The sequence below is a fragment of the Pantoea sp. SGAir0418 genome, assembly GCF_043529865.1.
Genome location: NZ_CP027911.1, coordinates 631,472 through 651,084, shown reverse-complemented (window position 1 = coordinate 651,084; position 19,613 = coordinate 631,472). Strand labels below are relative to the sequence as shown.

Genomic DNA, 19,613 nt, shown 5'->3' with positions numbered 1-19,613 from the left:
AGCCAGCCCGGCGCGCGAGCGTCAGGCCTGACGTAATGTCTCCAGCCTGGCGCGTTGCTGGCCGCGGGCGTCGAAGTTATCTGCCGCCAGCCAGCGCTCAAATCCCAGCTTCACCTGCGGCCATTCGCTGTCGATGATAGAGAACCAGGCGGTATCCCGGCTGCGATTTTTATACACCACCACCTGACGAAACGTGCCTTCATAACGGAAGCCCAGCCGCAGTGCGGCGTTGTACGACGGCTGGTTACAGCTGTCGCATTTCCACTCGTAGCGACGATAGCCGAGTTGTTCGAAGGCGTAACGCATCAGCAGATAGTGGGCTTCGGTGGCCATGCGGGTTTGCTTCAGCAACGGAGAGAACACCACAAAGCCGACCTCCATCACGCCGTGCTGCGGTTCAAGGCGCATCAGCGCCAGCGAGCCGACCGCCTGCCCGCTTTGCCGGTCAATAACCGCGAAGTGCAGGTAATCCGGACTCTGCTGGCACTGCTGCGCAAACGCCAGATAAGACGCTTCATCGTCAAAGCGCCCGACCGGCAGCCAGGTCCAGTCGCGGTCATCTTCCGCCAGCGCATAAGCCGCATACAGCTCGTGACCGTGACGTGCGGCATCCAGCGGCTCCAGCCGGCAATATTGTCCGGTGAAAATCTGCCCCTGCGGCAGCGGGCGCGGCTGCCACGCCTCCAGCGCCGGGCCGATGGGTTGTCCATAACGATTGGTCTGCGATGACATACGGCGATTCCTTCTGTGTGAGAGTGACAGCGTGCAGCGTGCCACTTTGCTGGTTCAGGAAAAAGCGCCACAATGTGACAAATCGATAGATCCACGGAGGCGCCAATGCGCGCATTAAACCGGCATTCGCTGCTGCTGGCACCGTTAGAGGCCGACGGCAGCCTGACGCTGCAACAGCAGCTGTATCAGCGGCTGCGCCAGGCGATACTGAATGGTCAGCTGGCGGCGGGCACGCGCCTGCCGGCGACCCGCCAGCTGGCGGCTGAACTGCAGGTGTCGCGCAATACGGTGATCGCCGTCTGGTCACAGCTGCAGGCGGAAGGATTTATCCTCAGCGACCGCCAGGGAAGCCGCGTCAGCCGACTGGCGCACACGCCGCTGCCAGCGCAGGCGTCCGACGACAGCGCCGACTGGCCGGTTTCCGCGCGCGCTGCCGGGTTGCATTCGCTGCATCGCCTCTCCAGCCAGGAGCTGGCGCTGCGCCCGAGCACGCCGGCGCTGGCGCATTTCCCGCTGGCGCAGTGGCGTCGCGCGCTCAATCAAACCGCGCAGCAGGCACAGCTGCTGGGCTACGGCGATCCGCTGGGTGAGCTGGCGCTGCGTGAGGCGCTGGCGCAGCATCTGGCGCTGGCGCGCGGCGTGCGCTGTGCGCCGCAGCAGATTGTGATTACCGAAGGCGCGCAGCAGGCGCTGACGCTGTGCGTCGCGCTGCTCACCAATCGTGGCGACACCGGCTGGGTGGAGGAGCCGGGCTATCGCGGCGCCAAAGCAGCGATGCGCCTGGGCGATCTGCAGATCGAGCCGATTGCGGTGGATGCGCAGGGACTGGCACCGACAGCGCAGGACTGGCAGCAGCGCCCGCCGCGGCTGATTTACACCACGCCGACGCATCAGTATCCCACCGGCGCGATCATGAGCGCCGCGCGCCGGCTGGCGCTGCTGGCGGCGGCACAGCGGCATCAGACGTGGATTATCGAAGATGATTACGACAGCGATTTTCGCTACAGCGGCGAGCCCATCGCCGCGATGCAGGGCATGGCGCAGCCGACGCCGGTGATTTACATCGGCTCCTTCAGCAAAACCCTGTTTCCGGCGCTGCGTATCGGCTACATGGTGCTGCCTGCCCCGCTACTGCCACGGCTGCGGCCGGCCTTGCATGAGCTGTTACGCGGCGGTAACCGGCCGGAACAGCAGGCGCTGGCGCTGTTTCTACGCAGCGGGGATTTTAATCGCCACCTGAGCAAAATGCGCCGTCTGTATCGTCAGCGGCAGGCCACGCTGCGGGCTGCGCTCCAGGAGACGTTTGGTGCTCAGGTGCCGCTGCTGGGCGGTGAGTGCGGTATGCATCTGGTGTTGCCGCTGGCGGATACGGTGGATGATGTGGCGCTGATGGCGCAGTTGTTTCGCCATGGCTATGCGCCTGGCGCGCTGTCCGGCTTTTATCTGGGCGGGCAAAAACAGCAGGGACTGGTGCTGGGATACGGTAATACCAGCACCAGTCAGATAATGGCAGGCGTGGCGCAGTTAGCGCGACTGCTGCCGGGCATTAACCCTTGAAGAAAATGTCGCCGGATTTGCCCATCACGATCTTGCCGCTGTCGTCAGTGATCAGGATGTAGTTGGCGTTGATGTAAGCCCAGTGCGTGCCTTCCTGCGGTGCAGGCAGGTGGCGCGGCTGCCACTCAACGATGGTGTACTGCTTTTTACGGTACTCATCCGGCACGACGTCACCGACTTTATACTCTTTGTAATCGATGATAATGGTGTGCAGATCGTAATTATTGGCGGCGGATGGCGCTTCACCCGGACCGTTTTGTGACGGGCGAATCGGCGCGACATCGCCACTGGATTCTGCCGGTTCACTGCTGGCGGGCGCATCGCTGGTGGCCGCTGGCGCTGAGGCGTCCGGTGCGGTTTGCTGCACCTGCGGCGGCATCGGTACGCTATCGGTTTGCTCACCTTCTGCCAGCGCTGCTGGCGTCAGGCTTAAAGCGCCCAGAAAAATTCCTGCTGAAAGAAGGGTGACGTGTGTCCTGCGCATTGGTGATTTCCACTCTGGTTAATTATTTAACTGTCCCATTTACTGACAAGCGCCACGTGCGGAAGGTTCCCGCGCCGCGCTTAGCGCGTCAAATTTCGCTCCACAGCATACCTCAGGCGGCGCGCTTTGCTGAGCAGCAAAATTGCAAGCAACCGTGTTCAGCATCCGGCGATCTTTACGCGCCAAATCACGCAGCAGCGCAATGCCGAGATAGTTGCTCCAGTTGAAGGCATTTTGCAGCACCACGATGGCATTGCCGTGGGCGCGATCGTAGCCAATAAAGCTGGCATAACCGCCAATATACCCCACCTGATAAGTGATCTGCTGCTGACCATAAGTATCGGTTACCCAGGCGATATTCTGCGCCTGGTTGCCATGCTGCTCATAAGGATAATTGACCTGCGCCAGCGCCTGACTGAGCGCGCCCTGTGCATCGCTGTGGAGATGCGCATCGAGGTAGCGAATCAGATCGCGCGCGTTGCTGTACAGGCTGGCGGCCGCCACCATATTGCCGCGAAAGGCCCAGTCCGGCGTCAGCTGACCACGCGCGATCAGTTTCGGCTGATCGCCGGCGTGGCCCAGCGCGCGCCACGGATAGCCGCGCAGGGTTTGCGGATGGAAGCTGCTGCTGGTCATGCCGAGCGGACCAAACAGCTGATGCTGCGCCAGCGTTTCAATGTCCTGATGCAGGCGATGCTGCAGAATATAGCCCAGCAGCGCATAGCCGAGATTTGAATACTGCGCCGCCGGGTGCGCGGGGGCGCTGAAATCGGCCAGATAACTCAGCACGGCATCGCTATCCAGATTGCCGTAAAAATTTTCGCCGCTGCGCAGGTAAGCCATAAATTTCAGGAACATCGGCAGATCCATATCCTGACGCGGCAGCCCAGAGGTGTGTGTGACCAGCTGCAGCAGCGTGATACGTTTTGCATCCTCACTCAGCGGCACGCCGCGCGGCAGCAGCGTGGTCAGCGTGTCGTTCCAGTGCAGCTCGCCGCGCGCCACCAGCCCGATAATGACCTCCGCGGTAACGCCTTTGCTCAGCGAGCCCAGCGCAAACAGCGTATCCGGCGTGATGGGATAACGCTGGCGCGCATCGGTGACGCCATAGCTGTAAAACTGCGGCGCGCCGCGCTGGTGAATGATGGCGATGCTGATGCCCGTCACCTGCTTCTGCTGCATGTAGTGGCGCACAATGTCATCGACGTTTTCATGGAAGGTGGCGTGGGACAGGTACACGCGATCGCTCACCGGTGCGGACGTTTGCGACAGTGTCCCGCAGCCGCTGAGCAGCAGACACAGGGCTGGCAGTAACAGGCGATACAGCGCGCGGGAAAGCGTCAGTCGCTGAAGTCTGACGAAGCGGGAAATAGCCATCGATTGATAAGTTATTTTTTATGTTATGCAGCAGGTGCCACTGGTGTTGGTGGCGAAATATACCACAGAACAGCGGGTGCGCCACCTGTCAGCCGCAGGTGGCGCCGGGCATTATTGATTAACCGGAATAACCGATCCTTTATAGTGCTGGTTGATAAATTCAGCAGTTTGCTTTGATTCGAGATCTTTCGCTAACGCGAGAATGCGCGGGTCATCAGCCAGCTTTGGCGTGGTGACCAGCACGTTGGCATACGGATTATCCTTTGCCTGCTCCAGCGCCAGCGCGTCTTTCGACGGCACCAGCCCGGCCTGCAGGGCATAGTTACCGTTAATAATCGCCAGCTGCACATCGTCCAGCGCGCGCGGCAGCTGCGGCGCTTCAACCTCAATGATCTTCAGATGGTGCGGGTTGTCACTGATGTCCGCCGTGGTCACCAGCGTCGTGGCGCTGCGGCTTTTCAGCGTAATCAGGCCGCTGGCCTGCAGCAGATAGAGCGCGCGGCTCAGGTTAGTCACGTTGTTGGGCACCGCCACCTGCGCGCCATCAGGCAAATCTTTCAGTGATTTCACTTTGTGCGAGTAGATGCCGAGCGGCTCAATATGCACGGTCGCCACCACGGCAAATTTTTCGCCCAGCGCTTTTTCCTGATCGCGCAGATAAGGCACATGCTGGAAATAATTGGCATCGACGTCGCCGCGCGCCATCAGTTCGTTGGCGTTTAAGTTGCCGTTAAGCTCGATCACCTGCAGATCGAGCTGTTTGTCGGTTTGTTGGATGTGGTTGAGGATTTCACTGTGCGGCACCGGATCGGCGGCCACGCGCAGTGCCGCGGCGGACGCCACGCTGCTGAACAGGGCCATCAGGGCCAGTGAGGCGATCATCGTTTTCTGCATCGGCTTTCCTTCGGTTTCTTATGATTTCACTGTGCTTAATGCATCAGCGTAATAGCGCTGCGCCACATCGCGATGGGAACGCAGACGCCCTTTGAGGTAGTTCCAGCCCACTTCGCGCAGCAGCGGATTGGCAGGATCGCTGGTCGGGCCGTGAGCTTCGGCCGCCAGCTGCGGCGGCAGCTGATACAGTGGTACTTCGGCGTCCAGCTGCGCACCGAGGAAAAAAGCGATCGACACGCGTTCACGATTAGCCGGCGGCGATACCACGCGGTGCACGGTGGCGCGCAGATACCCATTGCTGGCAATCTCCAGCAGTTCACCGATGTTGACCACAAACGCGCCCGGTTTTGGCAACGCATCCACCCAGTGACCGGGCGACACTTCCACCTGTAAACCGGGCTGATCGTCCTGCAGCAAAAAGGTGAGGAAGCCGGAGTCTTTGTGCGCGCCGACGCCCTGCTGGCTGGCTTCTGCTGCCTGACCGGGATAACGAATCAGCTTGATGTGCTCATTGGGCTGGGTGCCATACAGCGCGTCGAACGCATCCGGCGGCAGCGCCAGCGCTTTGGCAAAGGCCCGCAGCAGGCGCAGCGCGATGGCGGTCATCGCCTGCTGCCAGGCGTGCATCACCGGACGCAATTGCGGTAACGCCTCCGGCCATAAGTTAGGCCCCTGCAGCCGTTTCCACGCCGGATCGCCCGGCTGCAGCGTCAGCGCCGCGCGTTCGGCACCGATATCAAACTGTTCACGCTGATCGCGCTGGTCGCGGGTGTATTCCACGCCGGCGTGGTTGTAGCCGCGAAAATGCGGCGAGTGGATCATTGCCACGCGCTGCTTCTCCGCCTGCGGCAGGGCAAAAAACGCCCGCGTGATACTCTGCACGTTGTGCAGCAGTTGCGGGTTGATGCCGTGATTGACCAGATAGAAGAAACCGACGTCACGCGCGGTCTCGCGCAGCTGCGCCAGGTAAGCTGCCTGCTCAGCGTCCGGTAATTCCAGCAGGGCCAGATCCAGTACTGGCAGGGTATCCGCCATGATGTTGTCTCCTCGCTATCGGTAAATCCTGCGTTTACGCTGACATTCGCCGCCGTTTCCCGCCAATACTGTTGCGCGATAAGTTATGGCGATTCCTTTTTAGGCGCACTTCGGCTATCGATATGCAAAAAGCGGTAAATCAGGCGCGCTGCCGCTATAATCGCGCCCAGCAATTTTTGCCCACCAATGCACACCGCAGGAGACGCCGGATGAATCAGGGTCCGTTAACCGAAAAAGAGCTGAACTGGCTTGATGACATGCTGGAAAAATATGGCAACGAACACTCCGTGGTGGACACCGCCGAACTGGACGGCATGCTGACCGCCCTGCTCTCCGGCCCGAACGATATCGAACCGAGCGAATGGCTGGTGGCGATTTGGGGCGGTGAGAAGAAGATTCCTCAGTGGGCGAACGCGCGCGAAATGGACCGCTTCATGGCGCTGACCTTCCAGCACTTTAACGACATCGCCGAGCGGCTGGCGGAGTACCCGGAACAGTTCGATCCGCTGTTCGGCGAGCAGGAGATGGAAGGCCAGCTGTTTACCGTGGTGGAAGACTGGTGCTACGGCTACATGCGCGGCGTGGCGCTGGATGCGGACTGGGCGCAGCTGCCGGCGGCACAGCAACCGGCGCTGCAGGCGATTGCGCTGCACGGCAGTGAAGAGCAGCTGGCGCAGCGTGAAGGCTTCACCCCGGACGCGTTTGAGGCCAGCATCGAGGCGATTCGTCCGGCGGCGCTGGAACTTCACGAATACTGGCAGGAACAGCGCATGGCGCAGCCCGATCCGGCCCCGCAGCTGCCGCATTTTGCCGGTGAAAAAACCGGCCGCAACGATCCCTGCCCGTGCGGCAGCGGCAAAAAGTTTAAGCAGTGCTGCCTGAATAAAGCCTGAGACGTTCACGTCTATGCAGGCCAGCGCTAAAACTGGCCTGCGCACCGCGTTATTTCCCGGACGCGAGAAACTCCATCACCGCCGCATTCAGCGGCGCCGGGCACTCTTCAGGTAACCAGTGACCGCAGCCAGGTAACACTTTGCCGGTGACCTGCGAGGCGTAGCGGCTGACCACCTGCTGCTCATAGGCACCCAGTCCGCCGTGACCGCCACCGCCAATCGCCAGCATCGGCACGGCAATTTTCTCGCGGGAGAGCTCTTTATTGTCCGCCACTCCCTGATTCAGCACCCGGTAATATTCAAAGGCGGCATTCAGGCTGTGCGGTTTTGCATAGGATTTGCTGTAGAGATCGAGCAGCGCCGGGGTGAACACCGCTTTGTTGGCGGCATGTTCTTTGATGAAATGCTCGAAGAACAGGCGCTCTTTACCGGCGATCAGCTGCTCAGCGAGCTGTCCCTGCGCCGCAAAGAAGCTGAAGTGCCACACCAGGGATTCGCCTTCAGGCGTAAAGGCCGGGAACTGATAGATGCTTTCATCCGGGATCGGCGCTTCCATAAAGATGGCGCGGCGGATGTTGTCCTGATGTTTCACCAGCAGCGGATAGGTATTCCAGATGCCAATATCGTGCGCCACCAGATCGAACTTTTTGCCGCCGGCGAACTGTTGTGCCAGCTGATAAAGCAGCGGTGCAACATCGGTGGCGCGATACGAATGCGGCACGTCAGACTGCCCCAACCCCGGCAGATCCACCGCCACGACGGTGTGGTTTTTTGCCAGTTCCGGCATCAGCTGGTGCCATTCGTACCACGTCTGTCCGAAACCGTGCACCAGATACACCAGCGGTCCGCTGCCGCCCTTCACATAATGCAGGCGTACGCCATCCACAGTTTGATAGCTGCTGGTGAAACCGGCGGGCAGCGGGAATTCATCCGCGGCGGTGCCGGCGGCGGAAAACAGCGCGGCCGAGGCGAGCAGCAGGGTTAACAGTAATTTTTTGAACACGTGATTGATCTCCATTTTGTGATAATGCCATTTAAAACAGTGAATTAAATTTTCATGTACGCACGGCTGGTCAGTGACCTTGTACGCGCTGGTGCCGCGCGCCGGCCTGGAAACCGTGCTGACGCGCCTGCAGTGCGATGAGGAAGCCAACCGCCAGCAGCAACAGCAGCGCCAGCGGGAAGGACGCCACGCCCCAGTGAGTAAGCAACACGCCACCGGCCAGACCGCCGCCGGCAATCGCGCTGTTCCACACCACCACGTTCATCGACAGCGCCACATCCGCGCCCTCGCCCGCCGCATCCGCCAGTGCCGTTTGCAGCAGCGTGGCCGCCCCGCCAAACGTCAGCCCCCACAGCGCCACGCCGACATAAACCAGCAGCGGCAAGCGCGCCAGCCAGATGAACAGCAGCGAGACCAGCGCAAACAGCGCCAGACTGCCGAGCACGGCGACGCGCAGGTGGTGATCGACGAGGCGACCGGCCAGGCCGATAGCCGCCAGCGCCGCGATGCCAAACACCAGCAGCACGCTGTCCACCTGCCCGGCGAGACCCGCCTGGCTAACAAACGGCGCAATGTAGGTGTAGAGAATGTTGTGCGCCGTCATCCACGCCAGCACCACGCCCAGCACCGGGCGCACGCCTGGCGTCATGAACACCGTGTGCAGCGGCAGACGCTGATCGCTGCTTTGTCCCGGATAGTCAGGCACCCGCAGCAGCACCCAGCCGATCAGCAGCAGCGTCAGCGCCGACATGATGCCGAACGCCGTGCGCCAGCCCACCGCCGTGCCCAGCCAGGTGCCGACGGGAACGCCCAGCGCCAGCGCAATCGGTGTGCCGACCATCGCCACGGCGAGCGCTTTGCCCTGCTGATGGACCGGCACCATGCGCCGCGCATAGCCGGCCAGCAGGCTCCAGGCGAGTCCCGCCGCTGCGCCGGCGAAAAAGCGCGCCACCAGCGTCAGTGCGAAGTGGGTCGAGAACGTGGTGATGGAGTTGAAAATCAGAAAACCGACGATAGCCAGCAACAGCACGTTACGGCGGCGCCAGCCCTGGGTAGCGATGGTCAGCGGAATCGCCGCCAGCAGCGAGCCAAGCGCATAAACGGTTACGGTCTGCCCGGCCAGCGCGGTGGAAATACCGAGGCCCGCCGCCATCTGCGGCAGCAGTCCGGCCGGTAAGGTTTCGGTGATGATGCAGATAAAACCGGTCATGGCCAGCGCCAGCAGCGCGCCCAGCGGTAGCGGCCGGGTTTTATCCGCGGCGGTATTCAAAGTCGTCACAATCAGCGTTCCCGATGTCATCAGCGTGCAGGTGAGGCGCGCGCCGGTCGTTAAAATTATGTGTACCGATCAGTATATAAACTGGCGAAGTGCGATAACCCGTTACGGCTTAAGAACACACTACCGCGGATACGCTATCCGCCGCCCGCAGGCACAAATATATACTGATCGATACATTAGTTGACGGACGAGATCATTGTCAACGACTTATGTATCGATTAGTATTTAAGCATTGAGCTTAACGGAGCACTAAGATGGCCACCATGGGACGGCCGCGTACGTTCGATCGTGATGCGGCCATTGAACAGGCGATGAAGATTTTCTGGCAGCACGGCTATGAGTCGACATCGTTAACGCAGCTGAAGGCGGGAATTGCCGGCGGTATTTCCGCACCGAGCTTTTACGCGGCCTTTGGCTCGAAGCAGGCGCTGTTTCAGGAGTGTGTGCAGCGCTATCTGTCGACTTACGCGCAGGTAGTGGAGTCGCTGTGGGATAACAGTCTGCCGCCCCGTACCGCAATGGAGACCGCGCTGCGGCGCTCTGCCAGCATGCAGTGTGAGGCCGGCCATCCGCTGGGTTGTATGGTCGGCCTGGGCGTGATGAGTGCGCCTTCCGCCGAACACGCGGACGTCACGCAGCCGCTGGCGCGCTCACGTGCCCGCACGCTGGCAGGCATGACGGCCTGCGTGCAGCGCGGCATCGACAGCGGCGAGCTGCGCGCCGACACCGATGCCGCCGCCATCGCCATCGCCCTCGACGCTTTTCTGCTGGGCGTGTCGGTGCTGGTGCGCGATGGCATCAACGGCGCGCAGATCGACACCGCCATCGCCCACGTCATGGCTGTGTGGGATGCGGCAAAATCCGTGACGGATTAAGTGACCCAGCCGCCTGGCGACGCACGCTGAACATTACCCCGCCGGTTTGACTTCGGTGACCAGCGTTGGCAGCTGCCATGCGCCGCCGGCGCGGATGGCACGACACATGCCGGTGGTGGCCTCGCTGCTCTGCACAAACTGGCGGCCGTCCCACACCCATGCAGCGGTACTCCAGCAGTCGCCAATGCCGCGCCCTTTCTGCGCTTCGCTGATCATGCCGTCGTGATAATCAGATCCGGAATCGGTGATCAGCTGCGGCGTGCCCTGCAGCGCGTTATCCAGCAGCCAGAAACCATAGCCTTCGTTGTAAGCCCCGCGCCAGCACAGCGCGGCGATCAGCACGTGCTGCGCATCCACCGGCGTCAGCGTAGGCGGTTCTGCGCCCTCTTCTGGCTGATCGTCGGACGGCGCGAGATTGTCACAGCTGTCGTCATCGGTCAGCGAGGCAATCAGCTTTGGCTTGACCTGTGCCAGTTCGTCCGGCGTCAGCGGGCGCGGTGCGGCTTTCAGCACATGGACCTGCTGGATCACCGGCATCGCCACTGCCGCCGGTACGCTGGCTTCCGGCTGATTACCCTTGCGCAACAGCGCGCCCGGCGTGTTCAGCCGTCCCTGCGCCTCATCCATTTTTAACAGCGTGGCAAAGGCCCCGTTGCCGGAGAGCTCAAACGGCTCGGCCGCACCGCGAAACTCCACTCTGGCGCTGCCTTTAATAGCGGCGATCAGCGCCTCGGTTTGCGCGTCGCTTAGCGTCCACTCATCGTTCTCCGCTTTGCTGACTTCGCCCAGCGCGCGATCGTCAATCCACAGCGCCAGCGCATTTACCTGCTGCGCATCATCGTCGCCGGTATCGGCCAGCACCACGCGCCCGTGCGTCAGGCTGTCTGGCCCGCCGGCGCGCGTCAGCAGTACCGATCCGCCCGCGCCCTCTTCGGCGCTGTAGCCGGCGGCGCGGCAGGTCAGCGTATTATCACAAGCCAGCTCCCAGTCTTTATGGCTAAACGAGACGCCTTCGTCGGCCCACAACGGCGTGCTCAGGCTGGCGAACAGCGTCAGCGCCAGCAGCAATCGGCTTTTCATGCCATCTCTCCCTAATGGTAAAGGTGGCTAGTGTGATGATTTTTGCGGCGCGGGAGAAGTGAATTTTTTGCGGCGGGTCTTATTCCATCGCTGCCTGTGGTTGTGGCTGACGCGCCATCAGGCTCAGCGCCACCAGCATCGCCAGCGCCACGGCAATCGCGCCAGCGAGATACACCGAAGCCACGCCGCGGTGGGCGGCCAGCGCGCCCGCCAGCGGACTGGTGACTGCCAGCGCGATATCGAGAAACGCCACGTAAGCCCCCATCGCCAGACTGCGGGTGTGCGGCGGCGCACGGCGTACCGCTTCCACGCCGAACGCCGGAAAGGCCAGCGAATAGCCAAAACCGGTCAGCGCCGCGCCGAGATAAACCAGCGTCGCGTCATCAGCGCGCCAAATCAGCAGCTGACCGCAGGCTTCAATCAGCACGCATACCAGCGCGACGCGCGCGCCGCCCAGCTTATCCGGCAGATGGGCAAAGAACAGGCGCGCCGCGATAAACGCCACGCCAAACGCGGTGAACGCCAGCGACGCGTTGCCCCAGGCCCTGGCCGCAAACAGCAGCGCGATAAACGCGGTGATCATGCCAAAACCGACGCTGGCGAGCGCCAGACCCAGTCCCGGCCGCCACACCGCGCCCATGACTTTGTAGAACGGTGTCCGTTTGGTCGAGGTCGGCGCGACGGCGCGCACCTGGGTGATAAACATCAGCGGCAGCAGCGGTACCACGATGATCGCCATGGCGATGCCGGTGAAGTGCCAGCCGTGATAAATCGCCACGCCCAGCGGCGCACCCAGCGCCCAGGCGCCGTAAATCGCGATACCGATCCACGCCATTACTTTACCGGCATTGGCCGGTCCCACCAGCCCAAGCCCCCAGCCGAGCGCGCCGGTGGCCAGCAGGCTCTCGCCCAGCGCCAGCACCACACGCCCCAGCAGCAGGATGGCCACCGAGCTGGCAGGCCGATCAACGAACAGCAGCGAAATCAGGTAGATCACGCCGGAACTTGCAACCACCAACAGCCCGGCCAGCACCGCACGTTTCGCGCCGCGCATATCGGCGAAGTTGCCCGCCCACGAACGCGTCAGCAGCGACGCGACAAACTGCGCGCCGATGACCGTGCCGATCGCCAGCGTATCCATGCCGAGGTTCTGCTGCAGATGCAGCGGCAGCACCGGCAGCTGCATCCCCATGGTGAGAAAAGCGATAAACACCGCCAGCGTCACCGGCAGCAAGGTGATAAATACATTATTTTTCATCGATATAATCCAGAAAAACTGCCGCGCGCAGCGGCAGCGTGATATCAGAGATGGGTGTAATAGGCAGGCGTATCGAGCTCGCTCAGCAGGTCCGGGCGGGTTGCAGACCAGTCCAGCAGCGTGCGCGTACGCTGGCTGGAGACCGCCATGTTGCCCGCCGCCATATTGGCGAACCAGCCAAAATGAGCCCGGTCGCGCTCGCCACTGGGCAATCCGAGCTGGCGTCCAATCTTCTCCGCGATTGCGCGGAACGGCACCGCCTCATCGGCCACCGCGTGATAAACGCGTTCGGTGACGCCCTGCTCCAGCGCCAGCCGATAGACGCGCGCCGCATCGCGACGGTGCACGCCGGACCAGCAGTTCTCACCGCTGCCGCACCAGGCGGAAATCCCGCTCTCACGCGCCAGCCGCACCAGAATCGGCACGAAACCGTGGTCGCCGAGGCCATGCACCGACGGCGCCAGCCGCACCGTCGCCACGTGCACGCCGCGCTGCGACAGCGCCTGCGCCGCCGCTTCCGACTGACGCGGTGACACCGGCTGCGGCTGATCCAGCTCCGTCGCCCCGCGCGCCATACCGGACAGGCCGGACGTCACCAGCAGCATGCGATCCGATCCGGCAATCGCCTCGCCGAGCAGTTCGATCACCTGGCGGTCCTGCTCGCAGTTCTGCACGAAGCGCGAGAAATCGTGGTTAAACGCAGTATGAATGATGGCGTCCGCGGATTGCGCGGCGTCACGCAGTACGTCAGCGTCCTCCAGCGAACCGCGAATAACCTGTGCGCCAGTGACGGCCAGCGCCACGGCTTTTTCCGCCGAACGCGCCAGCCCTGTCACCTGATGGCCCGCCGCGATCAACTCTTCCACCACCGCTGAACCTACCCAGCCGGTGGCCCCGGTGACAAATATCTGCATGGTCTTCTCTCCTGCACGTTAAAACGCGAGTGTTTCGTCGTGTTGATATGATGCGTGCTGTGGAGCGGTGGCGCTAATCGCATCAGCAATGCAGGAGCAAGCCTTGACGGATAAGGCCTGAGGGCATGAAGACCGCGACTTATTCGGCGAGAGTTCAGGTTTACAGCGCCGCCACAATCTGCTGGCGCAGCCATTGCTGGGCGGGATCGCGATGCAGGCGCTCGTGCCACAGCATCAGGATGTCAAACCCTTCAATCTGCAGCGGCGGTGCAAGCACGCGAAGCTGCGGCGCGTTTCGCACCAGGCGCTCCGGCAGCACGGCGACCAAATCACTGTTGGCCAGCGTATCGAGCATAAACAGGAAATGCGGCACCGAGAGCGCGACGCGGCGCGTGCGGCCGAGCGTTGCCAGCGCGCGATCGGTGGCTGCACTGAAGCCGCCGCCATCCGGCGAAACCATCACAAACTCCAGCTGGCAAAAGCGATCCAGCGTCAGGGGCTGCTGCAGCTGCGGATGATCGTGCCGGCCGGCCAGCACGTAGCGCTCGCTGAACAAGCGGCGCTGATGCAGCGTCGGCGGCGCGTTGTCGCCGGTGTGAAACACTATATCCAGCTCGCCCTTCTCCAGTTGCTGCGCCACCTGTGGCGGATTGAGTGCAAACACCGCCATGCGGCTGCGCGGTGCCGCTTCACGAATGAGTTTCAGCGCCGGCAGGATCAGTGCCGATGACATGTAATCGGTGGCGGCAATGCGCCAGGTGAGCTCCGCGCGCGCCGGATCGAACGCTGCCGGCGGTGCCACCGCGCGCTCCAGCGCTTCCAGCGCCAGACGCAGCGGTTCGCGCAGGGCCTCGGCGCGGGCGGTGGGCAACATGCCGCGCGGACCGGGCAACAGCAGCGGATCGTCAAACAGCACCCGCAGGCGCGCCAGCTGAGCGCTTACCGACGGCTGCGACAGATTGAGGCGCTGCGCCGCGCGCGTCACGTTCTGCTCCACCAGCAGCACGTCTAAGGTGTGCAGCAGATTCAAATCCAGCGAGTGCATATTCATGCTAGCTATACCTGAGATATTAGTAATTGATTTCTACTATAGCCAGCGCTGGCTTAACCTGCAGCGGTTTTCATCTCACAGGATACCGCCATGAATGTTTTAATTGTGTATGCCCATCCGGAACCCCGCTCGCTGAATGGATCGCTGAAAGACTTTGCCGTGAATCATCTGCAGCAGGCGGGCCATCAGGTGCAGGTTTCAGATCTGTACGCCATGCAGTGGAAAGCGCCGCTGGATGCCGCCGACACACTGGCGCCCCCGGTGGGCGCGCATTTTGATGCCACGCTGGATTCGCGTTTCGCCTACGACAACCAGCTGCAGGCAGCGGACATTGCCACCGAGCAGGAGAAGCTGCGCTGGGCAGACACGGTGATTTTTCAGTTTCCGCTGTGGTGGTTTTCGATGCCGGCGATCATGAAAGGCTGGTTTGATCGCGTGTATGCCAACGGTTTTGCCTATGGCGTCGGCGAGCACAACGATCATCACTGGGGCGATCGCTACGGCGAAGGCACGCTCGCCGGCAAGCGCGCCATGCTGGTGGTGACCACCGGCGGCTGGGAGTCGCACTACGCGCCGCGCGGCATCAACGGCCCGATTGAGGATCTGCTGTTCCCGATCCAGCACGGCATGCTGTTCTATCCCGGCTTCAGCGTTTTACCACCGCTTGTGTTGTATCGCGTGCAGAAGTCGGCGCAGGAACGCTATGCTGGCTGGTGCGCCGCGCTGGCGCAACGACTGGATCGCTTAGCGCAGGATCAACCGATTGCCTTCCGTCGCCAGAACGGCGGTGAATATGCGATTCCGGCGCTGACGCTGCGCGAGGATCTTGCGGAAGGCGAGCGCGGATTTGGCGTGCACGTGGCGCGCTGAGCCGCAGGCCGCCAAACCCGCAGCGGCGCGCTGCCGCATTATTCAAACAGCCAGCGTCCCGCCTGCGCCGACGCAATCAGCATGCCCAGCGTGAAATCCGGCACCACCGGCACTTCACGCTTGTTGAACGGGTTGAGGATTTGCGCCAGCGACGGTTCGTCCGGGTAGTAGGTTTCAATTGCGAAATTCGCGCGATCGACCGCGAACTCGCTGAAAAACTCCTCCATCAGCGCGGCGGCTTCGTCGCGCTCGAAGTTGAGATCGCTGTCGATATCAATCTGCGGCGTGAGCGTTTTCTGCTTGAACAGATACACGCCGTCATAGCGCCGCACCAGTTCATAGATACGCTGTTCGAGTTGCTCTGTCATCGTCGCCTCTTCGCCTGTGCTGGTAGGATCGCAGGGCATTTTGCCATGCCTTGCCGCGAGGCAGGAGGAAAAAAATGTCAGCCGTGAATACGTATCGCAATCCTGCATAAAAATCCCGGTAGCCATTGCTACCGGGACCCTTATCACTTAAGCGGCAGATAGATATCCGTCAGCAATTCGTGTTCCGCCACTTCATGCACGAAGTTGTGATAGTGGAAGAACAGCGGGAAATCGCGCAGCTCTTCACCGCTGGCCGGCAGCCATTCGCTGTAGAGCGAACGCGCCAGCTCGGTCAGAGCGCTGTGCGAGCCGTGATGACGCAGCACCGCGTAGCGTCCGCCGGGAATGGTGCTGTTGACGACGCCAAAGGCGTTGTCTTCGTTAATCGGTGTGGTCACCGAACCGCAAAGGTGATACTGAAAATCCCCGGCTGGCGTGCTGGCCGGATCGTGCGGCGCGACGCCGAACGTCTGGCTGCTGCGCACCGGCGACGCGCCGCTGCTTTTGCGCCAGGCAATAAACTGTGCCGCCGTTTCGTTGATGCGCTGCGGATCGCCATTATGCGTGAGCATCGCCACCGGCGTGGTGGGAAACATTTTAATCTCAACTGACATACTCTCTCTCCGTTTGACGGGTGGCTGAGGCATGCGCTGATGCCAGGTCATCCACACCGGCTGCTGACGAAATTCACTCGGCGTCACGTCAAATACCTGCTTAAAGGCGCGACTGAATGATTCGGCATGCTGAAAACCGGCATCGAGCGCAATCTCAATGATTTTCTCGTGCGGATTGAATGCCAGCCGGTACGACGCCCGTTTGAGCCGCATCAGCTGGATGTAACGCCCCGGCGGCATGCCGCACCAGGCGCTGAACTGGCGGTGAAAGTGGTACGGCGAAAAGTGCGCCACTTCACTCAGTTGCTCCAGCAGCAACGCTTCATCAAGATGGCGTTCGATATAGTCGAACACCTTGTCAAAGCGCTTGCGGTAGGTCTCGCGGTGATGGTTTTTGTTTACTGGCATAGCATCCTCTCTGGGGAATGAGTATGCCCTTGTGGCTGGGAGTGGGCCTGATGGATCTTGCGGAGTTTTGAGGGAGAGTAAAGCGCGGTGATGATTTTTGCTGTGAATCAGCGGGGGTGATTATGCGCTTAAATTGCGCGATTATTTGAGGGCGTAGCAGGTTCGGGATTCATGCTTTTTAGGCACTAAATAGGATAGATGAACGGTTAATGCTAAATGGTGCGAAGGCCGGACTCGAAAGGCAATGCAAACATCTGTCTAACAAAACAAAAATAAAAGCAAAACCTTTAAGTGCCCCTTTTTGTGCCCCCAAATTATTTTTCATATTTCGCCCGATTCGCTGCCAATCGTCTTATCTAACTTTCATTGGAAATCTATTCCGGTTAGGTTCCGTAAAACGGAACCTAACCGGAATAGCCAAATAAAAAAGATTTTATAAATAATCCTTCATACTCTACACCTTTCAATTTTATTTATATTAAACAGTATGTTAAGTGATGATGAGTGGGTGAAGGGTGATGCATATTCTTCACCGGCGATGAAGCATGGGCGTAAAAAAACCGGCTTTCGCCGGTTCGGGTCAGTCAGGCTGCTGCCGGGTCGTCGCATTTTGGCAGCCAGTCGGCGCTGCTTTCATCGGTCAGGTCAAGGTTGGTCTGGATGCCTGACTTCGTGCGCCGCTTCAGGTAGTTCAGCCCGTACTCGCGCAGGATGCTTTCCAGCGCCTGGCTAAACGACTTCATGCTGAGCGGGTTACGGTAGCCGTTCGCCTCCATGTAGGCCAGATAGGCGTGATACAGGTAGCGCTTCGGCTGCAGGGGGCGGATGCTGGCGTTGCCCATGTGCAGGCCGTTTGGCTCAGCCGTCGCAAACAGGTAGCCGCAGAAGTCCACCATCGGGTCGGCGTCGCGCTTGATGCGCATCGCCTCGCCGGAGTTCTGCTGCGACTGAAGCAGCGTGCGGGCGTCCTGCGGCTGGCTGAACCGCTGCATCAGCTGGCGGACGATAACGGCCAGCTCGTTCTGTATCTTCTCCTTCAGCTGCGGGTCGCGCTCGTTCGCCGGGATGATTTCCGGGAAGTGCAGGATCACCCGGCGACGGGACACGCCGCCGCTGCGGTCGGTGAAGCGCATCGGGTTGTTGTTCACGGCCAGAATCACCGCCGGAATGTGGGTCGAGTAGGCGTCCCTGTACTTCGGGTCCACCGATACCGCGTCGCCGCCGGTAATCGCCTTGATGCCCGCGCCGTCGCCGCTCCACTTCTCCTGATCGGGCAGGCGGATGAGCGAATAGCCGATAACGGACGCGCGCTCGCGCGAGGATTCCAGCGTTTCGATGGTGGCCGACACGGCGTTGTCCGGCCCGGCCAGCATGGTGGCGATTTCCGCCATGATGCTCTTGCCGCTGCCGCCGGGGCCGGTGACCTCAAGAAACAGCTGCCAGTCGTAGCGGTTCGCCAGCACCATGAACAGCGCAGCCAGAATGATGTCGCGCTTCTCCGCGCTGCGTCCGGCGGCGCGGTCGAGCCACTGCCAGAAGTGCGGCGCGTGGTGCTCCAGCGTTTCGCCCGCCACCGGGCGGGTGTAGTCCACGTCGCTGACGGTGCGCAGCCAGTTTTCCCGGCGGTGCGGGCTGAACGCGCCGGTGCGGGTGTCAAGCACGCCGTTGCGAAAGCCGATAAGCTGGCGCTGCGGCGCGGCCTGCTGGGGCAGCATCAGCTTCAGCGTGTCCACCACGCCCGCCACCTTGCCCGCCGAGAACGGCGCGCGCAGGCGCTGGAACAGCTTCGCCACGTCTCGCCCGAACTGGTTGCCGGAAATCACCTTCCACGCCCCGGCCTCGTAGCGGCAGAGAATTTCCCCGCTGGCGTCCACGGCCAGACTGCTGCGGTAGTGCTCCGCCACGCGCTCCGCCTTTTCGCTGGCGCTCATGGCCGAAAACTCCGCCTCGCTCATGACGTCAAACGGGCTGGCAGCGGGCGGCGCGGCGGCCTCCGTCAGCGCCTGCCGGATTGCGGCTTCACCGTGCTGTATATACGCGTCGTTCCAGTCGCCGAACACCGGCGGCAGCGCCACGGCTCCGTTGCAGGCCGCGGCGGCCTGCTGCGCTTTGCGCTGACCGTCGCCGCTCAGGTCGCGGTCGGCGGCAATCACCAGCGGCAGCGACGGGTGCTTTTCACGGGCGAGGCCGGCCAGGGAAAGAAGGTTCGCGGACGACAGCGCAACCCACACCTCGTCACCAGTCAGGTTGTGCACCGTCAGGCCGGTGGCAAAGCCCTCGGCCAGCCAGATGCGCCTGCCATTACTGCCGTCGCTGCCGAACACGTGGCGCGCCCCCTTTACCTGTCCCCCCTTCAGGGTGCGCTTGACGCCCTCCGCGTTAATCAGCTGCACGTTGACCAGCGCGCCGGCCATGTCCTGCAACGGCACGATAAGGTCGCCGGGACGGAAGGTCGTCAGGGCCACTTTCTGCGGCTTCGCGAGCGTCAGGCTGCGCTGCGCCGGCCAGCCCTTACACGACAGGTAGGCATTACTGCTGACCTCCTGCGCGGCGCTGACCAGCTGCTCCGCGAGCGTCGCGGCGGCGGCGCGGGCGGCGTCCTTATCCCCGGCCTCAGCGACAGAGTCAGCGGACGCATCCGCCGGCGGCAGGCTGCCGGTCAGGGCGTTCACGCGTTCGGCGGCTTCGGTCAGGTTAATGCTGAGCGCCTTTCTCACCAGGTCCATGCCGTCGCCGGCCCCGCACTGGTTGCAGAACCAGGTGCCGCGCCCCTCCTGGTCGTCAAAGCGGAAGCGGTCTGTTCCGCCGCACACCGGGCACGGCATGTGGCGGTTTTTAACCACCTTCACGCCCAGCGCGGGCAGGATGCGGGGCCATTGGCCCCGCGCGGCCTTCGCCGCGTCTGATACGGTCATTTTCAT

General features: G+C 61.9%; 18 protein-coding genes. 4 read left to right on the top strand and 14 right to left on the bottom strand.

Translation table 11 applies throughout. The features are described 5' to 3' along the window. Positions 1-21: 21 nt before the first annotated feature. Positions 22-732 (bottom strand): GNAT family N-acetyltransferase, encoded by a 711-nt coding sequence (locus tag C1N84_RS02995; RefSeq protein WP_264441983.1) that lies wholly within the window; start codon positions 730-732, stop codon positions 22-24. A gap of 105 nt (positions 733-837) precedes the next feature. Between C1N84_RS02995 and C1N84_RS02990 the strand changes: the two genes are divergently transcribed. Next, positions 838-2,289, top strand: coding sequence for a MocR-like pyridoxine biosynthesis transcription factor PdxR (locus C1N84_RS02990; protein WP_394541727.1), 1,452 nt, complete (start codon positions 838-840; stop codon positions 2,287-2,289). On the opposite strand, the gene C1N84_RS02985 is transcribed toward C1N84_RS02990, so the two are convergent. The 4 genes from C1N84_RS02985 to C1N84_RS02970 all read right to left on the bottom strand — a co-directional run bounded on the left by C1N84_RS02985 (position 2,279) and on the right by C1N84_RS02970 (position 6,082). Then, on the bottom strand, positions 2,279-2,773 hold the full coding sequence (locus C1N84_RS02985) for an RcnB family protein (protein ID WP_031279558.1): 495 nt from the start codon (positions 2,771-2,773) through the stop codon (positions 2,279-2,281). The two genes, C1N84_RS02990 and C1N84_RS02985, sit on opposite strands and share 11 nt — an antisense overlap. 39 nt (positions 2,774-2,812) lie before the next feature. Continuing rightward, positions 2,813-4,150: a serine hydrolase domain-containing protein gene (locus C1N84_RS02980; RefSeq protein ID WP_264441981.1), complete on the bottom strand. Its 1,338-nt coding sequence runs from the start codon at positions 4,148-4,150 to the stop codon at positions 2,813-2,815. Between the two features lie 111 nt (positions 4,151-4,261). Beyond that, positions 4,262-5,044 (bottom strand): MetQ/NlpA family ABC transporter substrate-binding protein, encoded by a 783-nt coding sequence (locus C1N84_RS02975; protein WP_264441980.1) that lies wholly within the window; start codon positions 5,042-5,044, stop codon positions 4,262-4,264. A gap of 18 nt (positions 5,045-5,062) precedes the next feature. Beyond that, positions 5,063-6,082: an isopenicillin N synthase family dioxygenase gene (locus C1N84_RS02970; RefSeq protein WP_254919484.1), complete on the bottom strand. Its 1,020-nt coding sequence runs from the start codon at positions 6,080-6,082 to the stop codon at positions 5,063-5,065. 206 nt (positions 6,083-6,288) lie between these two features. Between C1N84_RS02970 and C1N84_RS02965 the strand changes: the two genes are divergently transcribed. After that, on the top strand, positions 6,289-6,972 hold the full coding sequence (locus C1N84_RS02965) for a YecA/YgfB family protein (RefSeq protein WP_264441979.1): 684 nt from the start codon (positions 6,289-6,291) through the stop codon (positions 6,970-6,972). A 49-nt stretch (positions 6,973-7,021) separates the two neighbouring features. Here the strand turns inward: C1N84_RS02965 and C1N84_RS02960 are convergent, their stop codons facing one another. Next, positions 7,022-7,975: an alpha/beta fold hydrolase gene (locus tag C1N84_RS02960; RefSeq protein WP_276557009.1), complete on the bottom strand. Its 954-nt coding sequence runs from the start codon at positions 7,973-7,975 to the stop codon at positions 7,022-7,024. A 70-nt stretch (positions 7,976-8,045) separates the two neighbouring features. Then, positions 8,046-9,185, bottom strand: a complete 1,140-nt coding sequence (locus C1N84_RS02955; RefSeq protein ID WP_264443584.1) for an MFS transporter — start codon at positions 9,183-9,185, stop codon at positions 8,046-8,048. Positions 9,186-9,508: 323 nt separating this feature from the next. Between C1N84_RS02955 and C1N84_RS02950 the strand changes: the two genes are divergently transcribed. Next, positions 9,509-10,129: a TetR/AcrR family transcriptional regulator gene (locus tag C1N84_RS02950; protein ID WP_264441978.1), complete on the top strand. Its 621-nt coding sequence runs from the start codon at positions 9,509-9,511 to the stop codon at positions 10,127-10,129. A gap of 33 nt (positions 10,130-10,162) precedes the next feature. On the opposite strand, the gene C1N84_RS02945 is transcribed toward C1N84_RS02950, so the two are convergent. The 4 genes from C1N84_RS02945 to C1N84_RS02930 all read right to left on the bottom strand — a co-directional run bounded on the left by C1N84_RS02945 (position 10,163) and on the right by C1N84_RS02930 (position 14,432). Further along, a complete protein-coding gene (locus tag C1N84_RS02945; RefSeq protein ID WP_264441977.1) occupies positions 10,163-11,209 on the bottom strand; it encodes a DUF1176 domain-containing protein in 1,047 nt (348 codons plus the stop codon). Between the two features lie 79 nt (positions 11,210-11,288). Further along, complete coding sequence (locus tag C1N84_RS02940) at positions 11,289-12,467, bottom strand: arabinose transporter (RefSeq protein WP_264441976.1); 1,179 nt, start codon at positions 12,465-12,467, stop codon at positions 11,289-11,291. A 44-nt stretch (positions 12,468-12,511) separates the two neighbouring features. Next, the gene (locus C1N84_RS02935; RefSeq protein WP_264441975.1) at positions 12,512-13,381 is read right to left on the bottom strand and encodes an SDR family oxidoreductase; all 870 of its coding nucleotides are present in this window, start codon (positions 13,379-13,381) and stop codon (positions 12,512-12,514) included. Positions 13,382-13,541: 160 nt separating this feature from the next. Further along, positions 13,542-14,432 (bottom strand): LysR family transcriptional regulator, encoded by an 891-nt coding sequence (locus C1N84_RS02930; protein ID WP_264441974.1) that lies wholly within the window; start codon positions 14,430-14,432, stop codon positions 13,542-13,544. Positions 14,433-14,522: 90 nt separating this feature from the next. Here C1N84_RS02930 and C1N84_RS02925 point away from each other — a divergent pair, with 90 nt between their 5' ends. Next, complete coding sequence (locus tag C1N84_RS02925) at positions 14,523-15,302, top strand: NAD(P)H-dependent oxidoreductase (protein WP_264441973.1); 780 nt, start codon at positions 14,523-14,525, stop codon at positions 15,300-15,302. Positions 15,303-15,340: 38 nt separating this feature from the next. On the opposite strand, the gene C1N84_RS02920 is transcribed toward C1N84_RS02925, so the two are convergent. The 3 genes from C1N84_RS02920 to C1N84_RS02910 all read right to left on the bottom strand — a co-directional run bounded on the left by C1N84_RS02920 (position 15,341) and on the right by C1N84_RS02910 (position 19,613). Beyond that, complete coding sequence (locus C1N84_RS02920; RefSeq protein WP_058757234.1) at positions 15,341-15,670, bottom strand: DUF1493 family protein; 330 nt, start codon at positions 15,668-15,670, stop codon at positions 15,341-15,343. 143 nt (positions 15,671-15,813) lie between these two features. Continuing rightward, positions 15,814-16,692: an AraC family transcriptional regulator gene (locus C1N84_RS02915; RefSeq protein ID WP_058771418.1), complete on the bottom strand. Its 879-nt coding sequence runs from the start codon at positions 16,690-16,692 to the stop codon at positions 15,814-15,816. Positions 16,693-17,276: 584 nt separating this feature from the next. Beyond that, positions 17,277-19,613 (bottom strand): phage/plasmid primase, P4 family, encoded by a 2,337-nt coding sequence (locus C1N84_RS02910; RefSeq protein ID WP_394541726.1) that lies wholly within the window; start codon positions 19,611-19,613, stop codon positions 17,277-17,279.